General features: G+C 50.9%; 21 protein-coding genes. 5 read left to right on the top strand and 16 right to left on the bottom strand.

Going from position 1 to position 24,142, the window contains the following annotated elements:
• Positions 1-119 precede the first annotated feature (119 nt).
• Positions 120-992, top strand: coding sequence for a hypothetical protein (locus tag JTE88_RS01015; protein WP_204424801.1), 873 nt, complete (start codon positions 120-122; stop codon positions 990-992).
• Positions 976-1,485 carry a hypothetical protein gene (locus tag JTE88_RS01010; protein ID WP_204424800.1) on the top strand — a complete coding sequence of 170 codons (510 nt, stop codon included), beginning with the start codon at positions 976-978 and terminating at the stop codon, positions 1,483-1,485. The genes JTE88_RS01015 and JTE88_RS01010 overlap by 17 nt, the downstream gene beginning before the upstream one ends.
• Positions 1,486-1,551: 66 nt before the next feature.
• On the opposite strand, the gene JTE88_RS01005 is transcribed toward JTE88_RS01010, so the two are convergent.
• From JTE88_RS01005 to fbaA, 7 genes are all read right to left on the bottom strand, one after another.
• On the bottom strand, positions 1,552-2,463 hold the full coding sequence (locus JTE88_RS01005) for a carbohydrate ABC transporter permease (protein WP_204424798.1): 912 nt from the start codon (positions 2,461-2,463) through the stop codon (positions 1,552-1,554).
• Positions 2,463-3,413: a carbohydrate ABC transporter permease gene (locus tag JTE88_RS01000; protein WP_204424796.1), complete on the bottom strand. Its 951-nt coding sequence runs from the start codon at positions 3,411-3,413 to the stop codon at positions 2,463-2,465. Before JTE88_RS01000 ends, JTE88_RS01005 begins: the two co-directional genes overlap by 1 nt.
• Before the next feature lie 68 nt (positions 3,414-3,481).
• The gene (locus tag JTE88_RS00995) at positions 3,482-4,804 is read right to left on the bottom strand and encodes an ABC transporter substrate-binding protein (protein WP_204424794.1); all 1,323 of its coding nucleotides are present in this window, start codon (positions 4,802-4,804) and stop codon (positions 3,482-3,484) included.
• Between the two features lie 129 nt (positions 4,805-4,933).
• Positions 4,934-6,421 carry a glycoside hydrolase family 5 protein gene (locus tag JTE88_RS00990; RefSeq protein ID WP_204424786.1) on the bottom strand — a complete coding sequence of 496 codons (1,488 nt, stop codon included), beginning with the start codon at positions 6,419-6,421 and terminating at the stop codon, positions 4,934-4,936.
• A gap of 57 nt (positions 6,422-6,478) precedes the next feature.
• Positions 6,479-9,499, bottom strand: coding sequence for a glycoside hydrolase family 2 TIM barrel-domain containing protein (locus tag JTE88_RS00985; protein WP_204424785.1), 3,021 nt, complete (start codon positions 9,497-9,499; stop codon positions 6,479-6,481).
• Positions 9,496-11,151, bottom strand: coding sequence for a DUF4091 domain-containing protein (locus JTE88_RS00980; protein ID WP_204424783.1), 1,656 nt, complete (start codon positions 11,149-11,151; stop codon positions 9,496-9,498). The genes JTE88_RS00985 and JTE88_RS00980 overlap by 4 nt, the downstream gene beginning before the upstream one ends.
• A gap of 246 nt (positions 11,152-11,397) precedes the next feature.
• Positions 11,398-12,420 carry a class II fructose-bisphosphate aldolase gene (fbaA, locus tag JTE88_RS00975; protein WP_204424781.1) on the bottom strand — a complete coding sequence of 341 codons (1,023 nt, stop codon included), beginning with the start codon at positions 12,418-12,420 and terminating at the stop codon, positions 11,398-11,400.
• Positions 12,421-12,753: 333 nt separating this feature from the next.
• Between fbaA and JTE88_RS00970 the strand changes: the two genes are divergently transcribed.
• Entirely contained in the window at positions 12,754-13,548 is a 795-nt protein-coding gene (locus tag JTE88_RS00970; protein WP_204424779.1) for a type IV toxin-antitoxin system AbiEi family antitoxin domain-containing protein, read from the top strand.
• A 91-nt stretch (positions 13,549-13,639) separates the two neighbouring features.
• Here the strand turns inward: JTE88_RS00970 and JTE88_RS00965 are convergent, their stop codons facing one another.
• The 8 genes from JTE88_RS00965 to JTE88_RS00930 all read right to left on the bottom strand — a co-directional run bounded on the left by JTE88_RS00965 (position 13,640) and on the right by JTE88_RS00930 (position 20,917).
• A complete protein-coding gene (locus JTE88_RS00965) occupies positions 13,640-14,269 on the bottom strand; it encodes a TrmH family RNA methyltransferase (RefSeq protein WP_239519574.1) in 630 nt (209 codons plus the stop codon).
• Between the two features lie 79 nt (positions 14,270-14,348).
• On the bottom strand, positions 14,349-14,852 hold the full coding sequence (locus tag JTE88_RS00960) for a hypothetical protein (protein WP_204424778.1): 504 nt from the start codon (positions 14,850-14,852) through the stop codon (positions 14,349-14,351).
• Positions 14,853-14,863: 11 nt separating this feature from the next.
• Entirely contained in the window at positions 14,864-16,126 is a 1,263-nt protein-coding gene (gene dcm, locus JTE88_RS00955; RefSeq protein ID WP_168917165.1) for a DNA (cytosine-5-)-methyltransferase, read from the bottom strand.
• Positions 16,127-16,180: 54 nt separating this feature from the next.
• The gene (locus tag JTE88_RS00950) at positions 16,181-16,885 is read right to left on the bottom strand and encodes an Eco47II family restriction endonuclease (RefSeq protein ID WP_168917164.1); all 705 of its coding nucleotides are present in this window, start codon (positions 16,883-16,885) and stop codon (positions 16,181-16,183) included.
• Between the two features lie 50 nt (positions 16,886-16,935).
• A complete protein-coding gene (locus JTE88_RS00945; protein ID WP_168917163.1) occupies positions 16,936-18,567 on the bottom strand; it encodes a DUF6119 family protein in 1,632 nt (543 codons plus the stop codon).
• Between the two features lie 40 nt (positions 18,568-18,607).
• Positions 18,608-19,006: a (deoxy)nucleoside triphosphate pyrophosphohydrolase gene (locus tag JTE88_RS00940; protein WP_168917162.1), complete on the bottom strand. Its 399-nt coding sequence runs from the start codon at positions 19,004-19,006 to the stop codon at positions 18,608-18,610.
• A gap of 116 nt (positions 19,007-19,122) precedes the next feature.
• A complete protein-coding gene (locus JTE88_RS00935) occupies positions 19,123-19,929 on the bottom strand; it encodes a hypothetical protein (RefSeq protein WP_204424776.1) in 807 nt (268 codons plus the stop codon).
• Between the two features lie 220 nt (positions 19,930-20,149).
• On the bottom strand, positions 20,150-20,917 hold the full coding sequence (locus JTE88_RS00930) for an SDR family NAD(P)-dependent oxidoreductase (RefSeq protein WP_204424774.1): 768 nt from the start codon (positions 20,915-20,917) through the stop codon (positions 20,150-20,152).
• Between the two features lie 36 nt (positions 20,918-20,953).
• Between JTE88_RS00930 and JTE88_RS00925 the strand changes: the two genes are divergently transcribed.
• Complete coding sequence (locus tag JTE88_RS00925) at positions 20,954-21,760, top strand: exodeoxyribonuclease III (RefSeq protein WP_204424772.1); 807 nt, start codon at positions 20,954-20,956, stop codon at positions 21,758-21,760.
• On the opposite strand, the gene JTE88_RS00920 is transcribed toward JTE88_RS00925, so the two are convergent.
• Positions 21,753-22,568, bottom strand: coding sequence for a serine hydrolase domain-containing protein (locus tag JTE88_RS00920; protein WP_204424770.1), 816 nt, complete (start codon positions 22,566-22,568; stop codon positions 21,753-21,755). The two genes, JTE88_RS00925 and JTE88_RS00920, sit on opposite strands and share 8 nt — an antisense overlap.
• A gap of 356 nt (positions 22,569-22,924) precedes the next feature.
• Here JTE88_RS00920 and JTE88_RS00915 point away from each other — a divergent pair, with 356 nt between their 5' ends.
• Positions 22,925-24,004, top strand: a complete 1,080-nt coding sequence (locus JTE88_RS00915; protein ID WP_204424768.1) for an inositol-3-phosphate synthase — start codon at positions 22,925-22,927, stop codon at positions 24,002-24,004.
• Positions 24,005-24,142 lie beyond the last annotated feature (138 nt).

The following is a 24,142-nucleotide window of genomic DNA, read 5'->3' as shown; positions in this document are numbered from 1 at the left end:
TGACACTTGTTCTTCTTTTGGCGAGGCAACTATCTACATAGTTGCCTCGCTTTTGATTCACTACTTTCACGCTAGACTGGAAACTAATACTTTCTTCTCTTCGACACAGGAGCCTGTTTATGACGTTCTCCCACAAAATAAAAGCCGCTGGTATAGCAACAATAGCTATGCTTGGGTTAAGCTCCTGCCAAGCAAGTGCTGGCGTTGGCATTCATGAAGACGGCCGGGCCACTATCGCGATAGAGTTCCATGACTCGTACGGCATACTCGCCCAAGAAAAGATTTCTTCCTGCGAGGATCTGCTCTCAGCATCTCTTGAACAGCTAAAGAACGATCCACAAACAGCAGAAATTCCTTCAGGAGCGATTGATCTCCTCCTTGAACAAGTCACAATCACTGAGCTTGAGTCGGATGATGAGCTTGCTTGCCGCGCCGATTTTGAGACACCTGATTCGATTGTCGATGGTGAGATCGTTAAAGAAACTGCAGATACGTTTATCGTTGATGGGCGTATCAATGATTCCGAAGATCTACCTGCTGGCTTAGGATTTTTAATAAATATGCTCGATGTTCGCCTTGTCGTTGCCACTCCAGGACCGATTATTCAGGCCGAAGGAGCTAAGATTGTCGGAAATCGGGCAGTTTACGATAGCCTTCCATATCTCATCGAGCACGGGGTTTATCTTGAAGGGCAAAAACACGGAACAGACAGTTTTTCTGATCTATTTATGCCCGCCAGCTCGGCCGGATTACCACTGTGGGCTTGGATGGCAATCGGTTTTGGCATTGCTGGCTTAATAGGATTTTTTGTGTTCTTCACTATGCGGAAGAAGGAGCCGGTATCTTCCCCTGCTGAACTATCTACCTATGGCTATGAAGTGAATTTAGCGAGCGCTTCGACTCCGGCTCAGGCAGCCACTCAGCAGCCTGCAACTGCTCAACCATCCACCACCCAACCAACCGAGGAATTTTCCAATGAAGATCTCATCTAACCAGAACCTTATGAATTCCCTGATTACTGGCGGATCAATCGCAGCTTACTATGCGTCTCCGGACTTATTCCGTTCGCGCACCACCCGCTTTTTCGTGAAAACAGCAGCCACTTTGTTGCCCTTTGCCTACATGCATATGACCAAGCAACTACCGATGTCTATCACTCTTGAGTCTGAAGCCGATATGAAGGCTCGCGAGGCTACAGAGGCTGAGGCTAATCCAACTCCTAACGACGTCGAAGTCAGAACTATCGAAGATGCCGAGAACACACCGGATGTGGATCCGCTCGAGATTCCGGCGCCGTTCATCATCGGTGCCGGTTTGGCAGCCTGTGCCTCGATTGCGTTTTCTGTTTGGGAAGAGCGTGCGATCTTCCGGCGTGGAGAGCGCCGTCGTGCCGAAGGTAAACGCCTTGCTCACTCCCAGCTCGCACTGGTGGGTGGAATATCCGCTGGAGTTGTCAGCTACCTGAGCGATCGCTTCGACGACTAACAGCTAAATAGCAAAGTGGTGGCCACGAACTCATGTTCGTGGCCACCACCAAATGTCTCGGAACAATCAGCCTTTAACCGAACCGGCAGCGAGGCCAGACTGCCAGTACTTCTGCAACGCAAGGAAGAGAACAATCAGTGGGAGAACTCCCAACAGCGCACCTAACATCACAGCTCCCTTTTCTGGGGCAAAGTAGCTCATCATGCCGTACAAGCCAAGAGTTACCGGCTTAATTTCATCAGCCGTCACCATCATCAACGGCAACAGGAAGTTGTTCCACGTTCCTACAAAAATAAAGAGGAAAATCGTCACCATCGCCGGTGCTAAAAGCCGCAACACCATCGTAAAGAAAATGCGAGCTTCGCTAGCGCCGTCGATTCGCGCAGCTTCGATGAGCTCCGTTGGCACAGATGTCTGAGCATAGACGCGGCCCAAGAACACGCCAAATGGGCTCACACAAGCTGGAATGATAATCGCCCACATTGTATTGGTGATTCCGATGTGGTGGAAAATAATATAGAGCGGGATAGTGAGGAGGGCCGCTGGCATGAGCAGGCCAGACATGATCACGCCCATCGTAATTCCTTTGCCAGGAAAGTTAAACTTAGCAGTTGCGTATCCTGCCATCACAGAAATGAGTGTGCCAACTACCCCAGCAACCGTGGAGTAGAGTAACGAATTCAATACCCACCGCCAAAACATTCCGCGCGTCCACACCATCAGCGTCTCGTGATTCTTCAGCAGATTAAAATCGTCGAACCATAATCCGTTTGTGGACACGAGTTGAGAATTCGTCTTCGTGGATGCCACGATCACCCAATAGACCGGGAACAGGAAGTACACGAGCGCAAGAAACAGGATTGCTCTAGTAAGCCAGCGAGCCACAGCAGACGGTGCGATAGAACGAGCTGGGATCCCTTCTCGCGAAGGGACATACTCGGTTCCGTCACTGAGCATACATTTTGCTACTTTTGACATTAGTCATTCACCTTCCGCTCGATCAACGCATAGGCCACAGCTAAGCTACCCGCAATCACTGCCATCACAATAGAAGTCGCGGCTGCCGGACCATCACCAGATGGGGTAATCTGCCCAACCATAGTGTTGTAAGCCATCATCATTGGAGTGTAGTCAGCACCCATCCACCGGTTCACAGTGGACAAAACAGCTGGTTCGTTAAACAGTTGGATCGTCCCCACAATTGAGAGAAGGACGGACAGCAGCACTGCCCCTCGAACCATTGGAACCTTCACCTTTGTGACTACTTGGAACCCAGTAGCTCCATCAAGCCGGGCTGCTTCCTCAAGCTCAGTTGGAATCGCCTGTAGCGCTGCAAGGAAGATCAGCATGTTATAGCCGGTATAGGTCCAAGTAGTCATATTTGCCATCGAGAAGAAAATGAGATTCTTGCTCATCAAATTAACGTCTAGTCCCAACCAGTTCAACAGCGAAATAAGTGGTGAGATTTCTGGAGTGTAGATGTAGAGCCAGATGATTGCCGCTACGATGCCTGGGATGGCAAACGGTAGAAAGTAGCCGAGCCGATATACCGCAACGTGGCGAACTAGCAGCGAGTCGAGAACAAGTGCCAACGCCAAGCCCACAAAAATCATGACGGGGACCTGGATGAGTGTATAGAGAATCACTCGCATAATTCCCATCCAGAATCTCTCATTGGCCACGGTTCTGTAGTAGTTATCTAAACCAACGAATTCCTTGACGAGTTCGCTTCCGCCGTAGAGTCCGCCACCGTCAGAGACTTCTTGGAAGAACGACGAATATATTGATGCTCCAATCGGTAGCAGAAAAACTAATGTGAAGCCAATGACGAACGGGAGCATGAAGATCCAACCAGTTAGGGCTTCATGGCGCTCTCGCCTGCGTCTACCTCTTTTTCTTGAGCTATCGATTTCTACCGTGTTTGTCATAGTGTGCCTCAATATAAATTCCTTGTAGTTCTCAACCAATCACGTCTCTTTCGGCGGCGGACCACCTACTATTCGACTACTGGTAGTTTGAGATTCTTAAGCGTCTTCATCGATTCTTCTTGAGCTGCCGCAAAAATATCGGCAATCTTGCCCTTGGAATCAATAACGTTCGCTGCCGTATCAACCATCTTTTGGCCTACCGCAGAGAATCCTGGGATGTACTGGAAGTCAGGGTTCAAGCCCTGGTTTGCCTTGGCAAGCTCGGTGAAAACGTCTTGTCCACCAAACTGACGCTTAATCTTTTCTGGAGTAGTCACCTCTCCCTTAGCTGCAACAACAAGGCCTTGTGTTGCAAGCTCTGCCGTCTGGGTATTGAACCAGTTGTTGAACTCCATTGCCTCGTCGATGTGCTTGCAGCCCTTCATCACGGCAACACCAGATCCACCGTCAGGGCCGGTCTTCACGCCTTCACCGAAATCTGGTAGTAGAGCTACTCGCCAAGTACCTTCAGCATCTTCGGGAACAACTGGGTCAAGCATAAAACCAGCTTCCCAAGCTGCACCGATGTTTCCAATAACCTTCTTATCGGTCAATGCCTTAGTGTATGCATCATCCCAGCGGTTAATCGTGGTGACTGCCTTGGCATCGATGAGTTCTTGCCAGAAGTTAGCTACTACCTCAGATCCCTTGTTTTGGGTATTGATCTTCCACTTATCGTTTTCGGTAGTGAACCACGGATCGCCGACAGCAGCAGCCTGTGCTGAAAGCCAGTGAGCGGCTTCATCAGGTTCGAAATTCAAAATGTACTTGCCTTGTTCCGCTGCCTTCTTAGCAGTTTCTTTCAGCTCATCGAGCGTAGTTGGCACGGACAACCCGAGAGCATCGAATTCTGCCTTGTCATAGAAGTAGACGAGCGGGCCAGTATCTTGCGGTAAACCTACAAGCTTTCCACCGGCTGCCATCTGGCCGTACGCACCGGAGAAGTTGTCCTTGTACTTTTCTGCCTGCTTGGTGACGTCTTCAACCATGCCCTTCACGAATGCTTCTGGGACCTCAGAGTATCCGAGCTGTGCTAAACATGGGGCGGTATCGGTTGCCACATCCTTTTCGAGCTTCTGGAATAGATCTGCAGCTTTACCATCGAATTTGGTTGCCTTGACTGTCATATCCGGGTGATCTTTGTTCCATCGATCTACGATTTCTTGAACTTTGACCATGCCTTCACCATCTGGCAAACGATGGACGTATTCAAGTGCGGCTTCTGTTTTTCCGTCTTCGCCGGACGATGCTTTTCCAGCCGAGTCCGATGAGCAACCAGCAAGACCGGCTGCTGCGAGTGAAACAGTTGCCAAAACGGCAGCAACTTTGCTGCGATGCGACAGTGTTGTCATAATTTTTCTCCCCTTTGAGTTCAGAATGACTGTTCTGCTTGCCATTACACTATACCGCTATTCACCAAAAAGTGAATCCGGTAACATAACACTTTTCTTGTCAACAGATATTGGTAGTCCGGAAGCTACTTATTTAGCCCGTTTCACCCAGACTTCCTTGTACTGCGCAAAAGTTCCAGTGTTAATTGTCAGTATTTTTTCTTCAGGACTAAATCCAACGATTGTTGCCCCCTCAACACGGATATCGTCAATCTTCGATGCCCATGGAACCTGGATTTCGGTATTGCGCCCATCACCGCGTTCAAAATAGATCCCACACCCATCAGCTAATGGTTCTTGCGAATCCAAGAAGCCGCCTACGACTGTGGCATAACATGTTGCCAATAAGTCGTGCGTGTTGCGATTCTGGCCGTTTTCATCCCAGGGCCCCCATTGTCCGCGATCAGAGGAGTAATAAAAAGTAGAGGCTCCCATCATTCCTAAACGCCATTGGGCATACTTGACATATTCCAGCCCACCCGGTTTGTCAGTGTTAAGTCCATATTCGCCGACGACGATGGGCACAGTCGTCCCGTCTGGCGAGAGATCTTTGGCTTGTTGACGAACGTTGGCTTGCCACAATCGCATTGCCCCTTTAATTGCAAGTGCTGACCATTGAGGCATCCCGCCCTCTTCAGTACCAAGCATGTACATGTGCGGAGCATAACCAATCTTTGGTCGCCCTCGGCGTGGGTCTGGAATGTAAGGCAGGTTTGTTCCCAGTCCCTGATTTGCACCTAAGGCAACTGGTTCTAGGAAAATCCAAGTATCGTTATCCGTTTCGCGAATTGCATTGATAACCCGCCTGTAAAGATCAGCTAGCGGCCCTTGTTCCAACGTTGCTGGAAAGGATTTACCTGCGAATGGTTCATTCATCAGATCGTAGCCAAAAACTCCAGGATGATGCGCAAACCGGTGAGCAACATGAGCCCACATTTTGGCATAATGATCCATTAATTCCGGATGCTTGCCCGTGTGGTTCCAGAAATTATCGAAAGCTCGAATAACACCTTTTTCAAGATAATACATAGCCCAGTTATCATGTTTATTTACTGGTAGCCCGTCAGTATAAGTTGCCCAGGCTGGAGCTCCATTTCCAACACCAGGAATATCAGCTACACCCGGCCCATAAAGGTCTTGATGCATGTCTAACAAAACAGTCATGCCATGAGAGTTATAGGTGTTGACTAGGTTCTCTACTCGATCAAGATAGGTATCATCGTACACGCCTGGTTCAGGCTCTACACATCTCCACTGCATCAATAGTCTTACCGCGTTACTACTGAGTTCGCTGCGTTCTCGAGCAATATCAGTTTCGTAGTATTCCGGCATACAGTCTTTTGCTACTTTCGTCGAACCATGCGTATTAAGTCCACGAAGAATCACTTGCCGACCATCAGACGTTGTCAAATATGATCCACCATCACCTCCCTTACCAAATGTTTCTACTATCGACTTAGCTTGTTCGCCCGTCGATAGCCCATCTTCCTCATTCGCATATGCAGCTTCTGGCAGCAACGATGCTCCCATAGCGAATCCAATCACTAACGCTGCAGGTTTTCTCCACTTCAGTCTCATTCTCTACTCCTTCCCTCTTTTCTAAGCACCGTTGCTTAGAATGTGTGAGATGAGAAATCATCGAGTATGTCGTTTTATATCTAACGAGATACTCACCGCCCGTGGTGTCCATGCGTGTTGCGGGTAGACATCTGGACCGCATGTCCGCGAGCCTAAACCATGCTGGCCACCATCAAGATATAGATGCCAGAATCCATCGTTTGCTTCCAGCTCGTACGGGTGGCGCGCGGCCGTAAGTGCGAACTCGTCCTGCTCATGCAGACTAAATGACGGATAGTAATCGGAATACTCCGGCAAACTGATATGCGGATGCGCATGCAGGCTGACCCCGTACGAGCCATATCTCAAAACCAACTCACGCATACCAATTCGGGTGCCATTTTCTTGCGGAACCGAGTACTCAAATTCTAGGTCTTGCGGTTCAGCAGCAAAGCGCCCCAGTGTCACTGCTTGGCGAGAATCCGAATATGCTTCACCAGGTCCATATCCGTACCATGAGACATGTTCTGGCCGCGGGATAGCAACATGAATTCCGGTCCGTGGCCACGAGCCCCGCCAGCTAGCTGACGGCAACACGTCCGCGGACAACCGGACGACTGGTTCGCCGTCGACAACGCCCCATTCCCAGCGCCAGGTGACGTTCACCCTGGCTTGGGACTGATCACTCGCCCAGACTTCTTCACGCGCGTATCGTCCACTGCACTCATCACCCGAAAGCTCAGTATGCCATTCGTGACATGCCATCTTATCCAGTCCTGCCGCACGCCACAAATCCGCCGACGACGACGCACCTTCCAAGCCGGCACCAAACGTCTTCCCTGGGCTTGCCAAACTAAATGACCCAAACCCACGCGATTCATCGTTATCCGTTGGCGCCCGCCATAACGACGGCCGAATATCAGCAACCGGAAGCTCAAGAACACGAATCAGCCGATCGCCGTCGAGCTCCACGAGCGGTTCTGTTGCGGGGTCAATCATGCCCCCAACCGGATACCGCAACGGTTGGACCTGCGGACGAATCTGGGTACGGCTCACCTCCCAGCCTTCTTCTTCCCACGAGTTGCCAGGGACTGGAATCTCATTGCGACACGAGACCAGATCAATCACGGCTTCTGGCGAAATAGCGTCATGCTCCCACACGAGCGTTTCATGTTCACCCGGCGCAACATCGTGCCCTAGTACGCCTAAACACGTCTCGCCCACATAAACGCGAGTCGTAAGAATATTTGAGCGTTGCGCATGGTATCGATTACGAATATCAACAATCAGCCGGCCTGCTTCTGCCCGAGCAACCAACTTAACCGGAACGTACACGGCCTTGAGCTCCGCAAGCGCCGGTGAGGGAACGCCGTCGGACCGAACTAACCCGTCCATCACGAAATTCGAATCGTGGGTTCGCTCCCCAAAATCACCACCGTACCCGAAGTATTCCTGGCCGTTATCCCAGGTACGCAAGCCGTGGTCGCGCCACTCCCAGACGAAACCGCCATGATACTGCTCGTAGCGCTCAATACACTCGTCATAGTCAATCAACGCACCCGGGCCGTTTCCCATCGCATGAGCATATTCGCAGTTAATCAGCGGGAACTGATGCACATGACCCCACACTGCCACATCGGAAATCGGTACGTCACCACCAGGAGAACACATGGCGTGAATCTGTTCGATCGGCAAATACATTCGGGAATGAATATCGGTGATTCGGCCGTCGTAATCGCCTTCATAGTGGATCGGACGCGACGGGTCCTCTCGGCGAATCAGGGCCGCCGACCGAGCCATATTCTCCCCATACCCCGACTCATTCCCGAGCGACCAGAAAATAATCGACGGATGGTTGTAATCGCGCGAAACCGTCCGCAAGGCACGATCCTCATAAACGCCTCGCCACTGCGGAGAATCAGACGGGTTACCAGCCCAGTCAGCAAACACAAATCCATGAGTTTCCAAATCAACTTCGCACACAACCCAGAAACCAAATTCATCTGCCAGATCGTAAAAACGTGGATCGTGAGGATAATGGGCGGTCCGGATCGCGTTGATATTGTGCCGTTTCATCATAGTTAGATCCCGGCGGAGCTGGTCTGGATCGAAAGCACGGCCCTTGTCCGGATGCGTTTCGTGGCGATTGACGCCACGCAATTCCAGCTTCTTTCCGTTGAGCAGGATGCGTGGCCGTTCTCCACGGAACACCTCAACCCGGCGGAATCCCACCCGGATCGTCCGGGTATCTAGTGAGTTGGTCAGCGTGATCGGATACAAGTGTGGCGCATCCGGGCTCCACGGCAACGTCGATTCGACGACAACGCTCTCCCATCGGCCGGTTCGTAGCACATGCTCGTGGTCTCCGATGCGGCAAGTGTAAGTATCGCCGTCGGACTCAACTCGAATGTGCAACGTGCACACGCCGGTGTGTGGATCATAGTCCCCGTGAACGCGGGCATCGCGGAAACTTCCCGCGCGTTCCACATAAAAATCAACGTCACGGAAAATGCCGGCCAGCCACCACTGGTCTTGATCCTCGATATAGCTCATCGCCGACCACTGACTCACAACCACTGAAATTGTGTTTGTGCCTTCGCGGATAGCCGAAGAAATATCGACTTCGTGCATCAACCGGGACCCACGCAAGGTAGCAACCAAAACATCATTGACCCGAACCTGCGCAATAGACTCAGCACCAAGGAACCGAATAATTGCGCGCCCGCCTGCAGTCACGTCAGCGAATGCTTGGGCGGAAACGTTGAACGTTCGCACATGTTCCCCGGTGGGATTATCGTGCGGCACGTGCGGCGAGTTGAGTGCAAACGGGAACTTTTGGTTAGTGTAGATCGGCTTGCCTCGTGTCCACAGCAACCGCCCGGCGTCGTCGCGTTCGGAACTGAACACCCAATGGCACGGTAATGTGATGGTCTCCCACGGGAGGGAATCATCTAGCTGGGCTGTGGGGTGGAGCCGGAAACGCCATTCGCCGTTGAGCGAGATATGATGCGGATAGTCGGTGGCCGGACGCCATGTGCGCGGAGGAACTAGGAAGCCAGTGGAGGCAGAAATTTCTTCGATATGTTGTGGCGTGCTCATAGTTCCTTCACTTTTTCTTGTAGCTTGGCGTCAATAGCAGAGTTGAGGCGCTCTCGACGCCGGATCAGTTCCTGTTCCGAAACCCAACCGCTCGCATAATCGAGGGTCTGGTCCGGATCAATAATGTCAAGTACCGCAGCGCGCCCCAACAGGGTTTCCGCGAATTGGCAGACGGCTAGATCTTGGAAGCCGGCGCCCACCATGCGGTGCCGCAGGCTTTCCCAAACTTCACCGTTCGGTGCAGGGTAAACAATGAACGCGTCACCAGAGATGAATCCGCCACCGGCGTCGTTTTCCCAGAACGGATCGACATACCCGGTGGACAGCTGCGTGTTATAAAAATTGTATCCCCACTGTAAAAATCCGCGAGCGCCAGACTTGTAGAGCTGGAAGCCGAGATAACGGTGGCGGATCGGGCGTTGGGCGATGTATTGATTGGCAAGTTTCGTTTCTTGGCATACGCAGTAGTAGACCCATTCTGGTTCGATACCACCGGCACGAAACTTGTCGATTGCGTCCGTGGCAACAACGGCAGTATCCACAAGTTCCTGGTAAGCCACGTCAGATAGCGCATCGATGACACGGCAACCCTCGAGCAGGTCAAGCACTTGGGCGCGAGCTGCAACATACGTGTCCACATTATTTTCGGCTGGCTCATCTGAAATATGGAAGTAGAGCGAGTCAGGATCCATATGTTCGCTCAAGAAACTACGCACAAAAGGAATAAGTTGTTCGAGGAATACGCGGTATTCTGGCGAGGTAGCAGGAGTGTCCCAGCCGAAAGCTGGCTGAACCTCTTGGCCCTGCCGAATATAGAATTGTGCGCAGGCTTTCGCTCCCCACTGGGTGAAAATATGCGGGATCTCGATAGCGCTAAACCCGTGCTTTTTCAGCAAGCCGAGCCAGCGCAGCGCCTGTGCCGTATCGAATACATACTCTCCAGTTTCGGTACGGGTAATGTCTAAGAGTTGCGTTGACATCCGGCGTTTGCCGGGGGCGGTATCGAGCGGCGGGGTCCACAGTGGAATGAGTAAACAGTTGATATGCATCCGCCGTGCGGCAATCATCTGGTTTTCGATCACCTGCCAGTGTTCGTCACTCCACACCGGCACGTGAGCCGTATGCGCTAAGGAATCGCAATGGAACCAGCGGGTGTTGACGATATCTGGTTCTGGAACTGTGGCCGGTATCGTTGTCACCTCTATTGTTGGTAGCACGAGTTCGCCGACTTTTACCATGATATGGGTGCCCGGGTCAGTGACACTCACCCACACACTATTCCAACCCTGGTGACGTTGTTGGACGAAACAGCTCCATTCGGAGCCGTCCGCGCTATTAGTCTTTTTGGTCTCCACTGGACGCAAAACATCTGGCATAAGATCTGGGCGAGAGACGAGATAACCATCGTCGTCCCCCATAAAAAACGGGGTAGATACCGGAACAAGCATGGCTTCTTCGCAGCGAACGGTTGCTAAATCACCAGCGGAAATGGTGATCGTGGTTTCGATTCGGTCAATACCATGGGGCGGTTCATGCCAGGCAATCTGAAACTGGAAAGGTTCATTGCTGAACCGAGTCCGCGAAAGTTCAGCCGGGCGCGGGCGTTGCGTAGGAAGAATCTTCGTTAGTTCGTCAACAATGAGGGCCTCCATGGCCAGCCTCCTCAAGCTCTGAGCCTGATAATAGTTGGGAAACATCATTGTTCCCGTTCTGGTACTCCGCATATTTTATTATTCACATCTATATTTATGCAAACGTTCACCATCGCACACAACGCATTTAAACTGCGGCATATTGCAGATAATCAAAATAAGCAAAAGGCGGACATCTGCTCGGGGTGCCCGCCTTTTGCTTATTGGCACACTTAACGCAGCATGCTAGGCGTTGACGCAGCTAGATCAACGCATCTTCTTGCCAACGGAACCGAGGCGCTCACATGCTTCAACAACGCGAGCAGCCATGCCAGCCTCAGCAGCCTTGCCCCATGCGCGTGGGTCGTACTGCTTCTTGTTGCCGACTTCGCCGTCGATCTTAAGAACGCCGTCGAAGTTGCGCATCATCCACTCAGCGACTGGGCGGGTGAATGCGTACTGGGTGTCGGTGTCAACGTTCATCTTGATAACGCCGTTGCGGACTGCGGTTGCGATTTCTTCTGCGGTTGAGCCGGAGCCGCCGTGCATGACGAGATCAAATGGGGATTCCTTGCCGACCTTCTTGCCAACTTCTTCTTGAATCTCGCCGAGGAGTTCTGGGCGGAGCTTAACGAAGCCTGGCTTGTATGCACCGTGAACGTTACCGAAGGTAAGAGCGGTGATGTAGCGACCCTTTTCGCCAAGACCAAGAGCTTCGATGGTCTTCATACCATCTTCAGCAGTGGTATAAAGCTTTTCGTTGATCTCGCCAACGACGCCATCTTCTTCGCCACCAACAGCACCGATTTCAACTTCGAGGATGGTGTTTGCTTTGACAGCAAGATCGAGCATTTCTTTAGCAATCTCGAGGTTCTCAGCAAGTGGAATAGCCGAACCATCCCACATGTGGGACTGGAAGAATGGGAGGCGACCAGCCTTGACTTCTTCAGCTTCGAGCTCCATAAGTGGGCGAATCCAGGAATCGATGTTCTGCTTTGCACAGTGATCGGTGTGCAGTGCAATGTTGACATCGTAGTTCTTCGCGATTTCGCGAGCGTAAGCTGCCATTGCGAGGGAGCCGGCAACGCGATCCTTCACAGTTGAACCTGACCAGTACTCCGCACCGCCAACGGAAACCTGAATAATACCGTCAGACTCTGCCTCAGCAAAGCCACGGATAGCAGCGGTTAGCGTCTGAGATGACGTAACGTTAATTGCTGGGTATGCGAACTTGCCGGCCTTAGCACGGTCAAGCATTTCGTTGTAAACCTCTGGGGTTGCAATTGCCACGGGAATACTCCTCTTGTAGTGGTTAGAACAGTTCTATTATCGCACTATTCGTGCCCACATGTTAAGCCCTCAGTCCCGTTCGTGAAATATTGTGCATTACCGCAAATCACGTTCAGTTTTATACTGATTTTTCCAAGGTTCACTGGAGCCATGCTTTGGCGTTTGTAGTACCTGTGCATTCAGTTTGCATATCTGCGGATATTTGCTGAATTTTCACCGTTTGGTGCGCAAAATGCAAACTCTGTGCTCGCTTCATCAAACAGCGCGCAGAGCAATCTGAGCCTTGTGGAAAACTGATCGCATGATATACAGAATTTATTAGACAATTACAGAATGGGTGGCATCTTTACCTATCAACAATTAAGATCAGCGGGCTACTCTCGCCGGGCAATTAACCATTTAGTTCACGAAGGTGCGCTCTCACGATTTACTCGTGGCTGGTTCGCAGACCAAACTGCGGATCAATCTGAGGTTCGAGCTATCGCATCGGGTGGCAGGCTGACATGCATTTCCGCATGTCGGTTATTCCCGCTGTGGACACCACCGGCAGCGTCCGATTGCCTCCATATTGCTTATCATCCTCGCCGAGGGAATATAAAAATGCCAGCACAAGCAATATGTCACCGGCAATTTTTCGCCGCAGACCAGGTCCGGCTCGATCTCCCCGAAATCATATCTATCGTGTTCCGTTGTTGTTCATCCGAGACTTCCCTCATCATCGCTGAATCGGCAGTCAACAACCGACTTCTCTCAGTTGATGAGGTCTCCGTTCTTATTGCACAGTTGCCTGCCAGAACTCACAACAAGCTTCTGAGCTTCTCGCCCTCCGCGCAGTCAGGGAGCGAAACTCGAGTCCGACTTTTCCTTGAAGGTCATCATTTTTCAGTGATTCCGCAGGCACATATTCCTAGTGTAGGATTCGTTGATTTACTGGTTAACCGGCGAATCATAATTGAATGTGATGGCCGGCAGTATCACGTGTCAGAAAGCACTTTTGAAAACGACCACCGGCGTGATCTAGCTGCTCAGGATGCCGGCTATCGCGTAGTTCGCCTGTCATACCGACAAATCTGGTACGAATGGCCGCAGACTCAGCAGAAGTTGTTGACTATTTTGAGGCGCCGGTAAAAACACCCCCGTACACACAGTTTGCATTTTTGCACCGGCAACCGGAATTTCGGCGATTACCTGTCGAATATGCAAACTGAATGTACAGTCGTTAAAGTACAGGCCGGCTTTCTGGCACTGGAGTCGCATCCGGCCCGTGCTGCATAATCCACATATGCATGGCAATTGCCGCTGCCGCCGCAACATTCATGGACCGCGTGGAGCCAAACTGCGGAATATAGACGGCTGAATCGGCGGCTGCCAGCAGTTCGGCGCTCAAGCCGTTAGATTCTTGCCCGAAGATCAGTAGCGCGTTTTCGGGTAGTGGCGTGGCGGCGATCGGTGTGGATCCTTCCATATTGTCCACCGCAACGAGCACATAATCGTTTTCGCGGGCCCATTGTGTCAGGCTGGCAACGTCTGGGTGGTGGTGGACGTTGAGGTAGCGATCGGTGACGAGTGCGCCGCGCCGGTTCCAGCGTTTGCGGCCAACAATATGGACGCCGCTGACGTTGAAGGCGTTGCCGGTGCGCACAATGGATCCGATGTTGAGGTCGTGTTCGAGGTTTTCGATCGCGATGTGGAGTTTGGTGGAGTGCGCGGCGAGGTCCTCGCTGATTGCTTCGACGCTCCAGTAGCGGTATTTGTCCGCGACGTTGCGCTTATCGCCATTCGCTAACAGTTCCGGATCGTAGCGCGGATCGTCTGGGAGTGGACCTTCCCACGGGCCAACACCGGTGATTCCGCCCGGCTTTTCGCCGTTTCCCCAAAAGTCGAATGCTTCGTCGTTGGTTGCGTCGGGGGTTGGCTGGGTTGGGGTTTCACTCACGGTGGTCTCCACTATGTAGGGTTGTAGGCTGATATGCGGCGAGTCCAGTTCCGATGAGTGTGGCCTGGGTTTGTACCGGGATGCGTGGTTCGGTTGCGGTTTCGTCGTCGAAAAGTGTGATCGCAACGGCGGTGCGTCCGCTTGCCTCTGGGCCGAGGAGTTCGCCGTTTTCGGTGACGACGACGTCGTAGGCGAGGCCGCGTGAGGCGGCTGCGTGTTGGATTGCGAGCGCGAGCGCTAGATTTTCGGGTGCAACCGTAAGGATTTCGACGTCGAGCGGGCCGTAGCCGTTTTCTTCGAGCAGGTCGAGCATAACGTGGCCAGCCAGGATCGCGCCGTCATAGCTGAGAAGCAGGGCGCGCAGCTCGCGGGCTTGCTGTGTGATTCCGGCTGGATCGTACTGGGCAGATGATGGCATCGACTCGGGAGCTACCTTGGCGAAGATAGGCCGAAGCAACTCAGCTAATGCACTCTTTTGCGGATCATTACTGAACATAGCATTACATCTTAATTCCTTAAGTCACCATAAGGGAAACGTAACGGTTCAACTACTTCCATTGTCTCATCGATCGGAATCAATCCAAGGGAAGCTAAGACGCATAATCCCATGTGGTAACCCAAATTCACAGGGACAGCGTTTCCAATCTGCTTATATTGTGCAGCTACACTCCCATTAAACTCCCATTCATCAGGAAAAGTTTGGATTCTAGCATACTCTCGCACCGTAAAGGGACGTGTCTCTTCCGGATGGCACCGCTCAGTCTGTTTCTGAGCTGGATTACAAGTAAGAGTTAGCGCAGGTTCATTCCATGACATACGGCGAGCCATTCCCGTCTTTCCTCCACCAAGATAATAAGAAGCCCCCATATACTCTTTTTGGATTTCATCGGGAAGATCGCGCCAATTACCGCCTTCAGGAATCAGGCGCATTACTTTTTCTTTTTTCGCAGTATACTTTTGACCTGGTGAATCCGGAACTCCTTCGAGAGCTTCCCGCAGAGTGATAATATAGTCTTGCTCTTTCGGGAACACAATTGGGAGATTCTTTCCCCTCTTCACTGCGAACAAAAACAGTCTTTCCCTCTTTTGAGGAACATCTAAGTACTGTGCTCGCAAAATTCTGAAATTAATGTCATACCCAAGCTCATCGAACGTGTTTAACATCGTGACTAATGTTCTTCCACCATCATGGTTCACTAGTCCACGAACGTTTTCACCAATTGCAATATCGGGCTGTATATCGCGAACCGCTCTTGCAAACTCAAAAAATAACGTCCCTCGAGTGTCCGCGAATCCTTTAGACTTCCCCGCGTAAGAGAAAGCTTGGCAAGGAAATCCAGCTTGAATGACTCGCGCACTCATCGTAGAGAAATCTACTTCATGTACATCTTTATCGGATATATCCCAATTAAGGCCAAATTTTTCACTATTACTACGTAAAGTAGAAACGGCCTCTTTGTTAAACTCATTCAAGAAGACATGATTCAATCCAGCATTATGGAAACCAAGCGCAGTTCCCCCAGCACCCGCAAATAGATCAATACAAGAAGCATCTTCGAAAATTTCGCCGCGTGATAAAACTTCAAACGTACGCTGTGACCCCTCACCATTGAGTTTACAGCGCAGTCGAGCAATCTCATCGACATTAAAAAGGCGATCACCTCGCGCTCCTCGCGAAGCTTTTATTAGCCCTTGTTTCGCCCATCTCCGAATTGTATCTACTGACACACCAAGCTCTTGAGCAGCAACACCAATCTGTACTTTCTCCACTACACACCTCTTATGGTAACCTTTGCCTATGTAAAGGTTACCATAAACAAGGTGTCATTCCGCACTAGGTAGTGATCTAAAAAACAGCTCAGCAATCTCTCCCTCAACAAGACTATCGCTACCGATAATATCTCTAAATATCAAAGGAAGTGCACGATACAGTTGGAACAGCGCTTCCGGCTCCCCATATACCAACTCATAGGCAGTCACGCCGTCACAATGTCGAATGTCTTCCCGAACTGGCCTGCCAGCCACTTTCCACGGTTGATCATACCTCTCAGCTTTTTTGGGAATTATCTGGAAAACGTAGCCGACAGCTCCATTTGCTTTTACATGACGCTCAAGATCATCCCACAGATTTTTCTGATCCGAACCTTTGATAGTGTTAAAACGATTCTTAACTTCGGCATATACAGGTCTTCCTATAGAAGGAGGAAGAAATCCAGGATTGGTCTTCAAATCTATATTGCCACCAGACGAACCTGTCTCCTGCCAATTTGGAGATAGGCCAAGAACGCGTTGATGCCAATATCCCACGTTATCTGACAGTGTCTTATTGAGCGATCGCTCTTTTTCGAACATTAGAGCCTCTGTAAGGCTCCCACCCATCACTGTCGCATGTGCAATAATGGTAAATGGATCTGGAGGAAGCGGCTGCTTCCGCTGAGGATTCAAGACCTTATCAAAAGTCTTTTTTGTCACTTCGAATAGCGCATCCTCATCGATCCAATCTAAACCATATGAGTGATTATTTCCCATATTCTCTTCCCTGAACTCTTGCTTAGATTACATTTCACAATGTCAAGCATCTAATCACTTACCGAAACTCTACCGACAGTGACCTTGTATCCCATCTGTAGCAATTCTTTAGTATTCTGAATAAGGGTTATTTTACTAAAGAACGGCAACCAGTCCATGCCTGTTCGACTTGATTTCGCAATAATTAAATATCTGATACAGTATCTATTCGGCACTACAGATTCGTTCATATCAGGTAACACCTGTGACCAATCATCACTGTGCCCAACTTTTACTTGATCACGAATATAGTCTCTTAACTCAGATCGGAAACTCTGATCACCCAGAAATGTCTTTGCTGAAACAGTACCCTGAGCAAACAAGTGACTCAAAGTCGATGAACGCGACTTTCGTTTAACGTGGATAATCTCTCCTTCTTTGGATAAAACATCACAAAATTCGATACCTGTTCTCGCGCCTTGTGGCCTAAATACTTTAGCATCCAATAGAAGTAATCCTCCGCCTGATTCTCTAACCAAACGTTGATTATAATTCGTCTCTTTTTCTCCAACTTTTGCATCCGGAAAGCCCTTTGCGTCAAACGTTATTCTTTCTTCTAAATAAGAATCGACCTCTTCAACCAAAAGTTTGTCAACCTCGAACCAACGTCCCTCAATCAAAACATAGAGCCGCCCACCCTGCTCCAGTCTCTGCTCCGAAACCAGGCACCTGTATAATGTTCCACGTCGGTCGTATGCTTGAGTTCTTGAAAATCTTACTGAAACATGAAACCTTTTAAGCTTCTCTAAGGATAGTTGGTCAAGCGCGTCTCCCAACTCTTTTAAATAACTATCCAAATCAAGCTCCGGGTACTCGACTCCGCGAGTTCCTTGAATCTTGTAGGCGTCGATATCCTCCAAATCCAGCACATCTGGTAAAGCTAAATGGGTCGAGCCCAGCACTCCTGACCTTAACTCGCCCACTAACTTGTTATCGAGCAGGTTAATGGTTTTTTCATCCCGTACGAGCGCTAAATGATCAACCCAACCAAAATTTTTCTTATACGCCTCGGACTGATACGCTTCGAGGAGCTGTTCTAATAGTCTCGGCACTTTGAGTGCACCAATATCAGCATTGAGCACCACTGAATCACTACCGGAAATAGTGTTAAAAAAATCATTTCCATCGATCTTTCCTGCTACCGATTTCAAAATATCCCGCTGCGTGTCTACATTAAACGATGCAAGTCCAGCGTCTCTGCTTACTTGCATTTTTGCAGAAAGAACCAAATCGTCGAATAACTTCGTGTCTACACTTCGAATTTGTTTTGGATCAATTAAATTGAGGGCAACACGCAAACCAAAATTAAACTCAATTTTCTGCAGATCTATTAGAGAACGCCCATATCCGAATGCGATTGCAAAAATTCGTTCCTTCACTCTGGTTACTAACAACGCAGAAATACTTTTGGTTTTCATTTCAGGAAGATCCTCTGCCAAGATAGGAATCACATAGCTTAGCCACGCTGGAGTATTGTCCTCCTGTTTTTTATAAAACAAGCACCCGTCTGAGCCAAAAGCATTATTTGTTGGAATTTTAAAAACCTCTATTCCTATTTGACTCTTTCTCTCTAAGTCGAATATATCTTCAATGTCTTGAACATTTTCGCGAAACATATAAATAGTTAACCGCTGTTTCCCCATGATCTTAAACCTCAAATCTTAATGGATGCTCAGCAACGATTTAGATTATCTGTGAACGAATACTCTCAATAATCGGAATATCAGCCGGCGCCCACTGCACACTGAATAGTTCTTCTGCACCCAGCCAGCGAATTTCTTGATGCTCAGTCAGGGTTGGTTCGCTGCCTATAATAGTTGCAAAGTAAGCATCTAGCCAAACGATTCCAAAATCGTATTCATACTCTGATCGGGCAATGAATTCACCTACTTCGGCGTCAGTAAGCAATTCTTCACGCAGCTCACGAGCAAGTGTTTGCTGCGGGCTCTCTCCTGGCTCGATCTTTCCACCGGGAAATTCCCAATATCCTTCTAGAGCTCGCCCTGAGCCGCGCTGCGCAGCCATAATCTTGTCATCACGCACAAACACAGCGCCGACCACGTGAATTAATTTCTTCGCCATACTTCACCACAAAAATCATCTAGTTATGCACTATAAGACCACGTTAGCAGATGGATGTTCCCAAACACCTTCCTAGCAACACCACCTAAATCTGCTCTACCTTCATCATTCCCTGTTTACTGCAAAGCTTTTCGGTAACTACGCATAACGATCGACGCGTTTCTATAATTCTCAGCTTCAGCCATTTTATTTAGCCAGGGATAGCAAAATAACTTAGCAAGTTTCAAACTTCCTCTTGTACCCACAATTGCCGCCACCTTAACTCCCACGCGTAGAGATTCGTTGCGCATTTTCAACCGAGAAATGATGAGTTCCAACGCAGAATATAACGCAAGTAAATATGCGAATGGGAACATTGAAAAGAGAAAGAAACCGGAAAGGATAAAAATATTTATTTCTTTCGACCAATAAATTGAATCTGCATGACTGTACACCTTAAAAGAAACCAACAAAATAAATATAAAGCCATAAAGAATCAGAGCGCCTTGCAAGAAATGATTTGTGAAGGAACCTAATTTCTTTCGCTCGATGACTGCACTTGAAGCACCCAACAGAAACACAACGACCTGCATAAAAACTTCAACTACATACGGGAATGAAACCAGGTTGAAATAGGCAGAAACAATTACTGTGAAACCGACAGCATTCTGCGAAATAGCTTTAAGCAATTCGAAACCACTGATCATCTCTACCGGTTTGAAATAGAGCAGTGGAATTCCACCAACTAGAATCATCAGCAGAGACTCTTTGATGAATTCAACTTTCCACAGACCAATTTGCCAAGCAATCCACATCGATAGCACCGCACATAGAAAGTAGCACAACAACGCTACCTGCAATTTCCACGAAAAGGCTTTAAATAGATTCCAAATGCCCTTCCGGAAGCTGGGTTTTCTAATTGCTTCGACAATAACTAAAAGCATTAATAGTGCAAGAATTGTTAACGACGCTAGCTCCCGGTTTGTCAAAGCCTATCTTTCCTTTCATCTTAAACGAACGACAGTCTTTGAGAGAGCGTATGTACACATGATATTGATCAGCATCCATACGCTATTTGAAGCATAATATTCACTTCCCACACACTTTGCTGAACACCCCGACTTTCTGCATTTCATAAGCCAATAACAAGCCAATATTGTGGCGTCAACCCCGCCCAGAAAGCCCCGGACCGGCGAACTTGCGCACGAGTCTGCGCGGGGCATGGCGTACCACCACGCTCGCCAGTTTGTAGAGCACAGTCGGCGTGACCTCCACCTGGCCAGCCCGCGCAGCCGCCAACGCGGCCCGCACCACCTGCTCAGGACTAGCAAAAACGACTTCCGGCCACTGCGACGAATCTACGTGGGAACGCTCATGGAACTCGGTGCGAATCAGGCCCGGATTAACCACCGTCACCCCTACCCCGGTACCAGCCAGTTCTACCGCCAGCCCCTCACTGAACGTCCGCACCCATGCCTTGTGCGCCGAATATGTGCCTTGCACGGTCAGCGAGGTCATCGAGGCCACATTAATAATCGTGCCTCGCCCGCGCACCACCATCGCCTCGGCAGCCGCGTGGCTGAGCATCATCACTGCTCGAACCATCACATTCAAGCCATCAAGTTCGCGCTCCATCGCACCACCCACAAAATCTTGCCCCAGCCCGAAACCGGCATTATTGACCAGCAAACTTATCGGTGCATCACTTGCGCCCAGCCGCTGCGCCACCCGCTGGGTATCCGCCACATCACCAAGATCGGCGGCAATAACTTCAACCTCAACGCCGTAGGTTTGTCGAATCTGGCCACCGACGTCGTCCAATCGTTCCTGGTTGCGCGCAACCAGCACGACGTCGTGCCCATCGTTCGCTAGCTGGCGAGCAAAAGCGAGCCCTAGCCCTGCACTTGCTCCGGTAATCAACGCTCGTCCCATACGACAAGACTACCGCGCAACCCGTAAACTGGTCTCATGAAGATCGCAACGTGGAATATTAACTCTGCCCGTGCCCGTGCCGACCGCATCCTAAACGTCCTAGAACGTCACGATTTAGACGTGTTGGCGTTGCAGGAAATCAAATGCAAACCCGAGCAATTCCCAGCAGCCGAGATTGAGGCAGCCGGTTACGAGATCGCCGCCCACGGGCTTAACCAGTGGAACGGCGTCGCCATTATTTCCCGCGTTGGTCTTTCCGATGTTCGTTACGAATTCCCCGGCCAGCCCGGTTTCACCAAAGGCATTCCCGACGACGGCGCCGCCTTCATCAACGGTCCGCGTGAAGCTCGCGCCATCGGGGCGCGCGTGGGCGGAATCGACCTGTGGTCACTTTATGTTCCCAACGGCCGAGCCGTTGGCGATCCGCACTACTTCTACAAACTCGAATTCTTGCGCGCCCTCCAAGAATTCGCCACCACCCAAACCCGCCTCGGAATTGACCTCACCTTAGTTGGGGACTGGAACGTTATTCCTACCGACGACGACGTGTGGGATCCGTCCGCGATGGAGGACGGTATTTATTTGACCGACGCCGAACGCGCAGCGTTCCATGCGTTTAGTGTCGCTGGCATGCGTGAAGTTTCGCGAGATTTCGCCACGAACTACACGTTCTGGGACTACCAAAAGCTACGTTTCCCCAAGAATGAAGGACTACGCATCGACTACGTGTGGGCATCCGAAGGACTGGCCCAACGCACGATCGCCGGCGCAATCGACCGCGACGAACGCAAAGGCAAGGGCGCTTCAGACCACGTGCCAGTGATCGTCGAATTTGCTAGCTAGCCCGCATCTGATTAGTTAGCTCTGGCCAAACCTCGGCGTGCTCGTGGCCAAACATCCGGTTTCCTAAAAAGACGCCCGCTTGGTTGGCCACCGGATCGACCCACACAAACGAGCCGGACTGGCCGAAGTGACCGAACGTCGTCGTCGGAAAATCAGATCCCGTCCAGTGCGGTGACTTGTTGCCACGGATCTCCAAACCCAAACCCCACAGATTATCCGGCTGGCGGCCATAACCTGGCAAAATACCGGGAATCCCGGCAAACTGCGGACTAAATGCCTGCTGGGCCAGGTCGGGCGAAATCAACTGGGGGTCCAGCAACTCTCCCGCAAACCGCGCCACCGAATCGAGCGACGCCCGACCAGAAAACGCGATCGAGCCATCCACGCTGGCGTCCAGCATGCGCACGGGTTCAAGTACCGTCTGCCGCACCCAGTCCTGGATCGACATGCCAACCCGCGCCGCAACCGCCTCGCCCAGCACGTCAAAACCATAGTTTGAATAGATCCGGCGGGTGCCAGGTGCTGCAATAGGATCTCCTGCCGCCGACGGCAAACCCGAAGCGTGCGCCAACAAATGGCGAATAGTTGACCCTTCTGGTCCGGCTTGTTCGTCCAAAGAAACCAGCCCACGTTCTACCGCTACCAGCACAGACCATGCCGCGATTGGCTTCGTGACCGATGCCAGCGGATAGACCACGTCGGGATCGCCGGCGATTCCTGCTATCTCCACGCCGCGTGGGCCGGCGGTGAGCGTCATGTAAGAGTGATCGAATGCCAAGGTGTCAGCCGGTAAAAAATCTTCATACATGCTTCCAGTTTGGCATATTCGGGCAGGAGGTGCCCGGGCGGTGCCGGGGCGCGCAGCCTTGCCGGGGCAGCGGGGCGGCGCCTGTCCGCCTCGCACCGCCCGGCAGCTAGCTCAGCGCGCCCCGCTGTCACAAAAGCTCGTCGTACAGCGGAGATAGCCACTATATGCACCTATCTACTCCCAGAGACGAGTTTTAGGAACAACCCGCACTCAGGCCCCTAGCCAACAAAACCGGACGTGTCGTGTCGCACTTGCATCTTGCCCAGTAACAAGCGAGACTGTTAATTGTCGTGACAATTATGTCCTGACAACTAACTCACTGCCCGCCAGCAAGCAGACCGACCAAAGGAGAAAATATGTCCAAGATCCGCGTAGGTATCGTTGGAGTCGGCAACTGTGCTAGCTCACTCGTTCAAGGAGTTGAGTTTTACAAAGATGCAGACCCTAACACCCCAATCCCAGGATTAATGCACGTGAATTTCGGCGGATACCACGTGGGCGACGTCGAATTCGTGGCAGCTTTCGATGTTGATAGCGAAAAAGTTGGCAAGGATATCTCCGAAGCCATCTTCTCCTCGCAGAACAACACGATGAAGTTCGCTGACGTTCCAGAAACCGGCGTGAAGGTTCTTCGCGGCCACACCCTCGACGGTCTCGGCGACTACTACCGCGACACCATCACCGAATCCGACGCACCAGAAGTAGATGTGGTCGCCGAACTCAAGGCCGCCAAGGTTGACGTTCTTATTTCCTACCTGCCAGTTGGCTCCGAAGAAGCAGACCGCTTCTACGCCCAGTGCGCTATCGATGCCGGCTGCGGATTCGTTAACTGCCTGCCGGTGTTCATTGCTTCCACCGAAGAGTGGACCAAGAAGTTCGAAGACGCCGGATTGCCAATCATCGGTGACGACATCAAGTCCCAGTTCGGCGCAACTATCTCCCACCGCGACCTCGTCGCATTGATGGAATCGCGTGGCGTTCGTATCGACCGCACCTACCAGCTCAACGTGGGCGGCAACATGGACTTCAAGAACATGCTGCAGCGCAACCGTCTCGAATCGAAGAAGATCTCCAAGACCAACGCCGTCACCTCGAATATGACCGGCCCGGTTGACGATCACAACATCCACGTTGGCCCATCTGACTACGTGCCGTGGCTCGAAGATCGCAAGTTCGCATTCGTTCGCGTAGAAGGAACCACCTTCGGTGAAGTTCCGATCCAAATCGAATACAAGCTCGAAGTTTGGGATTCACCAAACTCTGCAGGTATCGTCATCGACGCACTGCGCGCCTGCAAGATCGCGCTCGATCGTGGCATCTCCGGCAACCTGCTCTCTGCTTCGTCCTACCTGATGAAGTCACCGAAGGAGCAGTTGCGTGACTCGGTCGCTCGCGAGCACCTCGAAGAGTTTATTGCTGGAAATCGCGAACGGTAAGCTCTCGATACTCGACGACGTGGCGTGGCTGATCCGCTCAGCCACGCCATTTTCAGAGCGTCAGACAGTGGGGAATTCCCTGCTTTTCTCGCAATCTTCCCAGGAATTTTCCAGACAAATACAGGCTAAAGCATAAAT

It is taken from the genome of Arcanobacterium phocisimile, assembly GCF_016904675.1.
In the GTDB taxonomy this organism is placed as follows: domain Bacteria; phylum Actinomycetota; class Actinomycetes; order Actinomycetales; family Actinomycetaceae; genus Arcanobacterium; species Arcanobacterium phocisimile.
This window is presented reverse-complemented; position numbering and strand designations above follow the sequence as displayed.

Coding starts and splice junctions, on each gene's coding strand:
- JTE88_RS01015 (WP_204424801.1), top strand. CDS start 120: ATGACGTTCTCCCACAAAATAAAAGCCGCTGGTATAGCAACAATAGCT.
- JTE88_RS01010 (WP_204424800.1), top strand. CDS start 976: ATGAAGATCTCATCTAACCAGAACCTTATGAATTCCCTGATTACTGGC.
- JTE88_RS01005 (WP_204424798.1), bottom strand. CDS start 2,463: ATGTCAAAAGTAGCAAAATGTATGCTCAGTGACGGAACCGAGTATGTC.
- JTE88_RS01000 (WP_204424796.1), bottom strand. CDS start 3,413: ATGACAAACACGGTAGAAATCGATAGCTCAAGAAAAAGAGGTAGACGC.
- JTE88_RS00995 (WP_204424794.1), bottom strand. CDS start 4,804: ATGACAACACTGTCGCATCGCAGCAAAGTTGCTGCCGTTTTGGCAACT.
- JTE88_RS00990 (WP_204424786.1), bottom strand. CDS start 6,421: ATGAGACTGAAGTGGAGAAAACCTGCAGCGTTAGTGATTGGATTCGCT.
- JTE88_RS00985 (WP_204424785.1), bottom strand. CDS start 9,499: ATGAGCACGCCACAACATATCGAAGAAATTTCTGCCTCCACTGGCTTC.
- JTE88_RS00980 (WP_204424783.1), bottom strand. CDS start 11,151: ATGGAGGCCCTCATTGTTGACGAACTAACGAAGATTCTTCCTACGCAA.
- JTE88_RS00970 (WP_204424779.1), top strand. CDS start 12,754: ATGGGTGGCATCTTTACCTATCAACAATTAAGATCAGCGGGCTACTCT.
- JTE88_RS00960 (WP_204424778.1), bottom strand. CDS start 14,852: ATGTTCAGTAATGATCCGCAAAAGAGTGCATTAGCTGAGTTGCTTCGG.
- JTE88_RS00950 (WP_168917164.1), bottom strand. CDS start 16,885: ATGGGAAATAATCACTCATATGGTTTAGATTGGATCGATGAGGATGCG.
- JTE88_RS00945 (WP_168917163.1), bottom strand. CDS start 18,567: ATGGGGAAACAGCGGTTAACTATTTATATGTTTCGCGAAAATGTTCAA.
- JTE88_RS00940 (WP_168917162.1), bottom strand. CDS start 19,006: ATGGCGAAGAAATTAATTCACGTGGTCGGCGCTGTGTTTGTGCGTGAT.
- JTE88_RS00935 (WP_204424776.1), bottom strand. CDS start 19,929: ATGCTTTTAGTTATTGTCGAAGCAATTAGAAAACCCAGCTTCCGGAAG.
- JTE88_RS00930 (WP_204424774.1), bottom strand. CDS start 20,917: ATGGGACGAGCGTTGATTACCGGAGCAAGTGCAGGGCTAGGGCTCGCT.
- JTE88_RS00925 (WP_204424772.1), top strand. CDS start 20,954: ATGAAGATCGCAACGTGGAATATTAACTCTGCCCGTGCCCGTGCCGAC.
- JTE88_RS00920 (WP_204424770.1), bottom strand. CDS start 22,568: ATGTATGAAGATTTTTTACCGGCTGACACCTTGGCATTCGATCACTCT.
- JTE88_RS00915 (WP_204424768.1), top strand. CDS start 22,925: ATGTCCAAGATCCGCGTAGGTATCGTTGGAGTCGGCAACTGTGCTAGC.